The sequence below is a fragment of the Microcoleus sp. PH2017_12_PCY_D_A genome, from assembly GCF_020738565.1.
In the GTDB taxonomy this organism is placed as follows: Bacteria; Cyanobacteriota; Cyanobacteriia; order Cyanobacteriales; family Microcoleaceae; genus Microcoleus.
Genome location: NZ_JAEQCI010000175.1, coordinates 1 through 8,721, shown reverse-complemented (window position 1 = coordinate 8,721; position 8,721 = coordinate 1). Strand labels below are relative to the sequence as shown.

7 protein-coding genes are annotated in these 8,721 nt (G+C 48.1%); 3 read left to right on the top strand and 4 right to left on the bottom strand.

Annotated features, from left to right (window positions below):
* Positions 1 to 201: 201 nt before the first annotated feature.
* A complete protein-coding gene (locus JGK39_RS31160) occupies positions 202 to 1,635 on the bottom strand; it encodes an ammonium transporter (protein ID WP_293261697.1) in 1,434 nt (477 codons plus the stop codon).
* A 427-nt stretch (positions 1,636 to 2,062) separates the two neighbouring features.
* On the bottom strand, positions 2,063 to 2,980 hold the full coding sequence (locus JGK39_RS31155) for an SGNH/GDSL hydrolase family protein (RefSeq protein WP_293261694.1): 918 nt from the start codon (positions 2,978 to 2,980) through the stop codon (positions 2,063 to 2,065).
* A 379-nt stretch (positions 2,981 to 3,359) separates the two neighbouring features.
* Here JGK39_RS31155 and JGK39_RS31150 point away from each other — a divergent pair, with 379 nt between their 5' ends.
* Positions 3,360 to 3,506: a hypothetical protein gene (locus JGK39_RS31150; RefSeq protein ID WP_293261691.1), complete on the top strand. Its 147-nt coding sequence runs from the start codon at positions 3,360 to 3,362 to the stop codon at positions 3,504 to 3,506.
* Between the two features lie 9 nt (positions 3,507 to 3,515).
* Here JGK39_RS31150 and JGK39_RS31145 read toward each other — a convergent pair whose 3' ends face one another.
* Together JGK39_RS31145 and purE are read right to left on the bottom strand one after the other, a co-directional pair.
* On the bottom strand, positions 3,516 to 5,129 hold the full coding sequence (locus tag JGK39_RS31145; RefSeq protein WP_293261688.1) for an ammonium transporter: 1,614 nt from the start codon (positions 5,127 to 5,129) through the stop codon (positions 3,516 to 3,518).
* Positions 5,130 to 5,203: 74 nt separating this feature from the next.
* Complete coding sequence (purE, locus tag JGK39_RS31140; protein ID WP_293261685.1) at positions 5,204 to 5,725, bottom strand: 5-(carboxyamino)imidazole ribonucleotide mutase; 522 nt, start codon at positions 5,723 to 5,725, stop codon at positions 5,204 to 5,206.
* 254 nt (positions 5,726 to 5,979) lie between these two features.
* On the opposite strand from purE, the gene nagA reads away from it, so the two are divergent.
* Together nagA and bchM are read left to right on the top strand one after the other, a co-directional pair.
* Positions 5,980 to 7,209, top strand: a complete 1,230-nt coding sequence (gene nagA, locus JGK39_RS31135) for an N-acetylglucosamine-6-phosphate deacetylase (protein WP_293261682.1) — start codon at positions 5,980 to 5,982, stop codon at positions 7,207 to 7,209.
* A gap of 316 nt (positions 7,210 to 7,525) precedes the next feature.
* On the top strand, positions 7,526 to 8,212 hold the full coding sequence (bchM, locus tag JGK39_RS31130) for a magnesium protoporphyrin IX methyltransferase (RefSeq protein WP_293261679.1): 687 nt from the start codon (positions 7,526 to 7,528) through the stop codon (positions 8,210 to 8,212).
* Positions 8,213 to 8,721 lie beyond the last annotated feature (509 nt).

Below are 8,721 nucleotides of genomic sequence, written 5' to 3'. Positions count from 1 at the left end.
AACCGCGAAGACGCGAAGGACACGAAGGAAGAAGGAAGAAGAAATAAGAATGAGAAAGTTGATATCAAACGAATAATTCTGTCATCTTAACCCTTCTTCTTCTTCCTCCTTCGCGCTCTTCGCGCCTTCGCGGTTGGTAAAAAAAAGCGTAGAGACGCACATAACTGCATATCTACGCGACGATCGCACTTATCGATAAAATCAGCCCACCTTTTTCGGCGCAAAAGGAGAACCAGATTCAAAGGAACTGAAACCGCCGGCAAAATCCTCACCGTAAGCTTCTTCGCCGTGCTCGCCGATATCCAAACCTTGGTCTTCAGTAGATGAGGCGACTCGCAGTTCCATAAACTGCGCCAAAATTTTCAAAATCACAAAAGTGCCGGCAGCCGCAAACACGTAAGTAGCTACAACGCCGATAAACTGGGTGACAAGTAGCCCCGGATTTCCGGCAAACAGCCCGTCATTTCCGGCAGCGTTAACGGCTTTAGTTGCAAATACGCCTGTCAGCAGAGCCCCTACAGTTCCGCCGAGGCCGTGAACTGGGAAGGTATCCAAAGAGTCGTCAAATCCTAGCTTAGCTCGCAAGCTAACGCCAAAGAAGCAGCAAACCGCAGTGATCGAGCCGATTAACAGCGCTCCCACTGGCAGTACGTATCCCGCAGCAGGTGTGATTCCTACCAATCCCGCTAGGAAGCCACTAGCAATTCCGACTGCTGTGGGTTTACCTCTGAGCACCCATTCGATGATTGTCCAAGTTAAGCCACCGGCTGCGGTAGAAATCATTGTGGTGACAAATGCAACGGTTGCTAAGGAACCGGAACCCAAGGCGCTACCACCGTTGAAGCCAAACCAGCCGAACCACAGCAGCCCAATTCCCAGCAGGACGTAGGGTACGTTGTGGGGGGTGTGGGGCTTGTTCAGGTGGTCTTTGCGGGGCCCGATTACCCAAGCTGCGACTACGGCTGATACGCCGGAACTGATGTGTACGACTGTGCCGCCTGCAAAGTCTAATGCTCCCATGGCGCCCAGCCAGCCTCTACCCCAAACCCAGTGGGCTAATGGTGAGTAGATGAAGGTTGACCACAGGAGGACGAACCAGAAGTAGGTTTTAAATGTTACCCGTTCGACGATCGCCCCGGAAATCAAAGCTGGGGTGATGATGGCGAACATCATCTGGTAAACCATGAATACTTGGTGGGGTATTGTCGGTGCGTAGCCGATCGGATCTGGTTTGTCCGCTGCGACGTTGTTCAAGAACATCCAGTCGAAGCCGCCGATGAAGGTTTCAAATCCTTTCGCAAAGCCTTCGGAGACTGGAGTGGAAACGTCAAAGGCCAAACTGTAGCCCCACAGCGTCCAGGTGACGCCGATCAGTCCCATCATGACTAAGCTCATCATCATGGTGTTGAGGACGTTGCGCGATCGCACGAGCCCTCCGTAGAAAAACGCTAGCCCCGGTGTCATTAGCAACACCAGTGCTGATGACACTAACATCCAGGCTGTATCGCCGGTGTCGATCGGACTCGCCACCACCGCCGCCGCAGGAGCAGCATCTTGAGCTAAGGCATTGTTCATCAGTGGCCAACTTAACAGCCACAGTGCGAGGATGCCGATCGTGAAACTTTTTTTGAGCACGTTATTTTTACCTTTTAATACTCAGCAATTCGCAGGGAAGACCGAGCCGATTTTAGATGTGAGGATTTTAGATGCAATAGTTAATTTGGTTTTAAGTCCCTGTTTTAGCGGAACGAATCTTTAATAGATAATTCCCCAATCCTCAAGCCCCGACTTCGTATAGTCGGACTCATCTAAATTTGTCAACTCTCAATCCCATACTCTCTGCCTTTTGGATTGCACCATTTGTACAAACTGTTATTCTGTATCATTGTATACTAAAATCTCAACTATTATATTTTCTTAATCTATCCGCAGGTACTTGACATTACCCCTGACTTCGGAGTAAGCCGTGTTGGAAGGGGGAGAATGGGGGAGAATATGACTTCATCCTTCTAACTACTGACAACTGCCAACTGACAACTGCCAACTGACAACAGTCAACTGATTAATTTTTCAACTGCATCTGACTGAACATTTGTAGGGCCGATCGCCAAACCAGATAACCTCGATCGTTCAGGTGCAAGCCATCTGTGCTCAGTTCGGTTGGCAAATTGCCGTCAGCATCCGCAAACAGAGGCTGCAAATCCAGATAGGAAACATTTTCGGAATTAGCAATTTCTTTCAGCCGCCGATTGATTGCGCGAATCCGACTGTTGGGAATCGCCAACAGCCGATCGCGATTTTCCCAGGTAGACTGTTCGCCGCTGTGGGGCAAAATCGACTGCACCACCACTTGTGCTTTCGGATGCGCCCACCGCAAATCGCGGATAATCTGTCGCTGGTTGTTCAAAATCCCTTCGTCGCTGGCCCCCCGCAACAAATCGTTAATCCCGATCATCACAAACACCGTATCGGGAAGAGTTCGATCGAATAACTGCAACCGCTTCAGCAAACCTACGGAAGTCTCCCCCGAAATCCCTTGATTGAGCCAAATGCGATCGGGCGGTAACAGCTTCGTGGGAAACCACATACTCAGAGAATCCCCAGCCAAAACACTCAGTTTTGGAGGACGATTTGCCGCAGCGGCCTCAGCTTCCCGCCCCAACTGCGTCACCCACTGCTGGTAAGACCATTTGTGTCGAGGCCCCGGAACCGGCACGTCTAGCACTGCCTTTGCAGAGTTTGTCACCGTCGTCGGGCGAATTTGTTCCTCAGGACTGTCTACCGTCAGTGCAGCACTAGCAGGGGAGCTTTCTGTCAAGTTGTTTCCCCTACCCATTAGTTGAGCGACTGTGACAATTAGTACCGCGTTGGTAAGCAGAGATAGCAAAGCCCAAACCGGAACAGTTTTCGATCGGCTAACTTCCATCCCCAAGAGGGATTTATGAGTTCTACTTCTGCTAACTACTCCAAACTTCTCCATAAACTCAAGCGATTTGCAGGCACCACACTGAAATAATTGGCACTGATTGCTGCATCAATTTTTACCGCTCAATTAAAGCCTCAATTCTTGTAAGAATCAAGCACTGTCATGTGTTGGGCGCGGCGGCGATGCAGAACTTTGCTTTTTGGCACTACTCTACCATAAAAAATCTGCCTGCCAAACTTTCTGGCGCAGAAATCAGGCGATTTTAGATTTAAGATTTAAGATTTTAGATTTTAAATTGGGGAATGAGTTACTGCATAAGGATTGAGAGCTTTTCTACAGCAGCATTTTTTTTGAAAGAGGGCTGGACGCACCAACCCGGTTTGTTAACGTAATTGCGCGATTTTAGCAAGCAGCGCCAGAACGATAAACCGGGTTGAAAAGAATCAAGAGTGCGATCGGCCCTGTATCTGCGGGCGGGGGATTTCAGATTGTGGTTTTTCACAATCAAGCCCTAGATGGACGTACAAATCGCCTATCTAGGGCCAGAAAGCTGAAGAAAGTCGATCGTCCTACGCTTTAGAGTTTTGCTCTAAAGTTTGGTAGTTTTGTCCCCACCCCCCCCAGAATAACCGCCGTAGCTGCTTTCTGTTCTGTTGCCCGAGCTAGTTTCCTTCACAAACCCAGTGTAAGCTTCCATCCCGTGTTCGCCGATATCCAAACCTTCAGCTTCCTCTAAAGCAGAAACCCGGATACCCAACAAAGCTTTGAGTGCGAGCCAAAAAATCGTACTCAGCAGCACGGTCATTCCGCCTACAGAGATAATACCGATCAACTGTGGTAATAATTGATCGAAGCCTCCCCCTAGTAGTAATCCCGCTTTCGGTCCAGCGGTATAAATTCCGGTTCCAGGCCCGTCAGAAAACAAGCCTACTGCCAAAGTTCCCCAGGTGCCGCAGACTAAGTGAACTGAAGTTGCTCCTACAGGATCGTCAATTTGCAAGTTGTCAAAGAAAGTTACTGCGAAAACTACCATGACGCCGGCGATCGCGCCGATAATAGCAGAGTTTGGCACATTGACCCAAGCGCAGCTCGCTGTTACCCCGACTAAGCCAGCGAGGATGCCGTTGATAATCATCGAAAGGTCTGGTTTTCCGAGATAAAGCCAAGCTGTAATTGTGGCAGCAACTCCCCCGAAAGCACCGGCAGTGTTGGTGGTGATGGCAATGTGGGCGATCGCATTTGGATCGACAGCCATTGTCGAACCGGGATTAAACCCGAACCAACCCAACCACAGAATCAAACAGCCGAGGGTGGCAATGCTCATATTGTGTCCCGGCATCGCCACAGTCTCGCCGTCGCGGTATTTGCCGATCCGCGGCCCCAAAAATGCCGCTCCCATCAAAGCGGCCCAACCGCCTACCGAGTGAACCACTGCCGAACCTGCAAAATCGTAGAAACCTGCTGTTTGCAGCCAGCCGCCGCCCCAAATCCAGTGTCCGGTAATCGGGTAAGCAATGCCTACTAACAGCAAGCAGAAAATTAAAAATTCAAGGAATTTAATGCGCTCTGCAACTGCCCCAGAAACGATCGTAGCAGCAGTTCCCGCAAAAACTAATTGGAAAAAGAATTTAGCATTCAGGGGGACTCCCGTCCAGTTTAAGGATTTGAAAATGCCTTGATAAGCCTCTCCCATAGCGGGGCTGTTGTCAGCCACGTTCAACAGGAAAAATCCGCCGCTGTTGCCGATAAAACCGTTACCGTTGCTGAACATTAACCCAAAGCCGATCGCCCAATATGCGATCGTCGCAAGCGCAAACACAATCAGGTTTTTTGACAGCACGTTAACTGCATTTTTCTGGCGGCAAAAACCTGTTTCCAACATCCCAAAACCCGCGTTCATAAAGAACACTAGCATCCCAGCCACCATCACCCACATGGTATCCATGCCCACCTTGAGGCTGGCCAATTGTTCCTCGGTGGTTGGCGCAGCAGCAGGGGTTTGGGCTACTGCGGCATATCCCCACATCAAGAAGATGACTGCTGCTACTGGTATACAGGCTTGCCAACTCGGACTGAGGCGGGCGATCGTCCTTTGTAATTTCTGGAACCTGCTGACTTTCCTCAAAAAGTTAGCTGCTGGCAAATTCAAAGACTCCCGCCTGACTTGTTTCGATTTTTTCTTTCCGACAGTCATTTTAATCATTTTTACGCTCTTTACAACTAATCAGCTCAGCAAGACCCCGAAAATTTTCCAATTGTACTACAACAGTTTAGAGATTATTTGTTCGTAGTGAGATATTTCTGATAACCTAGCTCTTCTAGCTGAGTTTGTTTGTTCATGACAGATTCCGACAAAGTTTTGCGGTAATCCAGTATTCGCTCTAGCAATTGAGGCTGGGAAACTGCTAATATCTGAATGGCCAGCAAGCCAGCATTTTTAGCATTGCCGATCGCCACTGTTGCTACGGGTATCCCGGCTGGCATTTGGACGATCGAGTACAGCGAATCTAGGCCTTGCAGGTGGCGGCTCGCTACCGGTACGCCAATTACCGGCAAGGGTGTTAAAGATGCTACCATGCCTGGCAGGTGCGCTGCCCCTCCAGCACCTGCGATAATGACTTTCAAACCCCGTTGGTGCGCGGCTTGGGCGTATTGTACCATGCGCTCGGGGGTGCGATGGGCAGAGACGATCGCTACGGAGTACGGTACGTTGAATTCTTCGCAAACTGCGATCGCTTCAGACATGGTTGGCAAATCCGAATCGCTGCCCATGATAATTCCCACTGTCGGTTGACTCATGCAATTTTCAGATGTGAGATTTCAGATTAATGGTAATTTTAAATGATGGCGTTAACTAAAATTTAGATATTTTGTAGCCAAACTGATGCTCGAAAGCAATTTGGTGACAAGCCAAGAGTGCAGAAAGCAAAAATCTCCACATCCCGATCGGGATCCCGCAGATTTATCGAGGCGAGGAAATCTAAAATCTAAAATCTAAAATCTAAAATCTAAAATCTAAAATCTAAAATCTAAAATCTAAAATCTAAAATCGGATGACTGAAGCCACAACCCCAACTGCCGCCCCTACAGATATTCTCAATGCTCGCGTGCCCGGTTGCAAGGATTTGCAAATGCTTGCTGTTGACAACACGGGCATTATTCAAGAAGTTTGTTCGATGGACAAAGTATTTAAACGAATTGCTCCTCCCGATTTGCAAGTGATCGACGCTGCCGGTGATTGGGTTTCTCTGGGCGGTGTTGACTTGCAGATTAACGGAGCGCTCGGTTTAGCTTTCCCAGATTTAGAAAGCAAGGATGTTGAAGTTTTATCTAAAATTTGTCAATTTTTATGGTATCAGGGAGTTGATGCTTTTTTGCCGACTTTGGTGACAACTTCCCTGAATAAGTTTAGGCGATCGCTCTCGACGATAGCTGATTATATGCGGACTGCAAAAACCGCTGCTCCTGCGAGCAATCAATCCAAAAGTGCGGAAATCATCGGCGTTCACCTCGAAGGCCCTTTTCTCAACCCCCAAAAGCGAGGAGCTCACCCAGTTGAGTTTTTACTACCGCTAACTATAGAAAATGTCAAGCAAGTTTTAGGAGATTGTGCCGATATTGTCAAAATAATTACTTTAGCGCCGGAGTTAGATAGCACTGGCTCCGTCATTCCTTATCTGCAAAGTTTGGGAATTGCGGTAAGTCTCGGACACTCCCAAGCGACGGCAGAGCAAGCACAGCAAGCCTTCGCGCAAGGAGCTTCCATGGTAACTCACGCTTTTAATGCGATGCCGAGTTTGCACCACCGAGAACCGGGTTTGTTGGGAGCGGCGATCGTTTATCCGGGCGTAAAATGCGGTTTAATTGCTGACGGAAAGCACGTTTCTCCGACAATGATCGATTTTTTGCTGCGCGCTGGCAGGTACGAAACAGGCGTTTTTTTAGTGAGCGATGCTTTGGCTCCTTTGGGTTTGGCTGACGGTGTTTATCCCTGGGATTCCCGACAAATGGAGGTCAGAAAAGGTACGGCTTGGGTAAGATTGGATTACCATTCGCCGCTGGAATCTGCTACTTTAGCGGGTACAACTCTGCCGCTGTTGGCGGGAGTGCAAAATTTGGTAAGGTGGGCGATTTGCGACGCAGAAAGTGCGATCGCCCTGGCTACTGAATCTCCCAGAAAGGCGATCGGGCTTTCGGGAATTATCGGCCAACCGGCAACTCAATTGTTGCGCTGGAACTTAGATGAAGCGACAAAAGAATTGACTTGGCACAGACTATTTTAGATTTTAGATTTTAGATTTTAGATTTTAGATTTTAGATTTTAGATTTTCATCTACAATTTAAAATCTCCAATCTAAAATCGGTTGTTCCCCTTTGCGCGCTGTCCGCTCCAGATTGCTATATAATAGCGCTCGCACCTGACATTTAGGACGTTTTGAATTGCTGAAATCTAAACGGTCAATTCCTTCTATCCGTTAAATCCGTTGCCGAACTTCCTTCTATCCATGACATCCATTAAATCCGTTAAAAAATCCGTTACCGAGCTTCCTTCTGCTATAATATCTAACCGTTGGCAATAACTCAGCAGCAGGCAAATCGATGAATTTGGTAGACGACAAGACTATAGTTAAACAGTATTTTAACTCAACCGGATTCGATCGCTGGCAGCGAATTTACGGCGACGGCAAAGTCAACAAAGTGCAGCTAGACATCCGCACCGGGCACCAGAAAACGGTAGATACAGTCATCGAATGGCTGCAAGCTGACGGCAATTTGCGCGGGCTCAGTGTCTGCGATGCCGGCTGCGGTGTGGGTTCTCTGAGCATTCCCCTAGCTGAGGCTGGAGCAATTGTTTGTGCTAGCGATATCTCTGAAAAGATGGTAGCAGAAGCCTACGATCGCTCCACAGCCGTTCCCGGCAAGCTGTACAACATCTCCTTCGCCGCCCAAGATTTGGAAGCTTTAACAGGCAAATTTCACACGGTTATTTGCTTGGACGTGCTGATCCACTATCCTCAAAGTAAGGCTGCGTCGATGATCGCTCACCTAAGTTCGATCGCCCAATCGCGATTAATTCTCAGTTTTGCCCCCAAAACTTTAGCACTTACCGCGCTCAAAAAATTTGGCGAACTTTTCCCAGGCCCGAGCAAAACTACCCGCGCTTACCAGCACCGCGAAGCTGATATTATCAAAATCCTAGAAAGCAACGGTTTTGTGATTAACAGAACAGCAATGAATAGCACGAGCTTTTACTATTCTCGTTTGCTGGAAGCTGTACGCAAATAGGTTAAAAATATCTGCAAATTATGCAGCCAGTTTCGATCGTTTATTGGCTGTGTGGGGGCGGGTTTAGATAATTTGTCAATAATTGTCAAATATCGTGTTCGGGCCCCTACAGGGATGGTAAAATGTGGGATAAAATTCCTAGTAAAATCTTGAAAAAAATCTGTAGGGGCGGGTTCACAGATGAATTTAGTCCCCCACCGATAATCTCGATCAACCCGCCCCCGCCCAACCGATCGCCCCGATAGACAATCCCCGCCTCATCGTTAAATTCAATTAATTCTTGAATTGATCGGTGGGGTGGGGGCGGGTTTAGATAATTTGTCAATAATTGTCAAATATCCTAGGCGAACCCGCCCCTACAGGGATGGTAAAATGTGGGATAAAATTCCTAGTAAAATCTTGAAAAAAATCTGTAGATACTGTCTTGACCTGTCAAGGGGTAGCGATCGCATAATTAGGATCGAAAGGCTTTTGGGACTTTAAAATACCAAAAGCCAAATGCACCAATT

What these genes read in the sequence shown, in the direction of transcription:
- JGK39_RS31155 (WP_293261694.1), bottom strand. Translation starts at nt 2,980, where the DNA reads ATGGAGAAGTTTGGAGTAGTTAGCAGAAGTAGAACTCATAAATCCCTC.
- JGK39_RS31145 (WP_293261688.1), bottom strand. Translation starts at nt 5,129, where the DNA reads ATGATTAAAATGACTGTCGGAAAGAAAAAATCGAAACAAGTCAGGCGG.
- purE (WP_293261685.1), bottom strand. Translation starts at nt 5,725, where the DNA reads ATGAGTCAACCGACAGTGGGAATTATCATGGGCAGCGATTCGGATTTG.
- nagA (WP_293261682.1), top strand. Translation starts at nt 5,980, where the DNA reads ATGACTGAAGCCACAACCCCAACTGCCGCCCCTACAGATATTCTCAAT.
- bchM (WP_293261679.1), top strand. Translation starts at nt 7,526, where the DNA reads ATGAATTTGGTAGACGACAAGACTATAGTTAAACAGTATTTTAACTCA.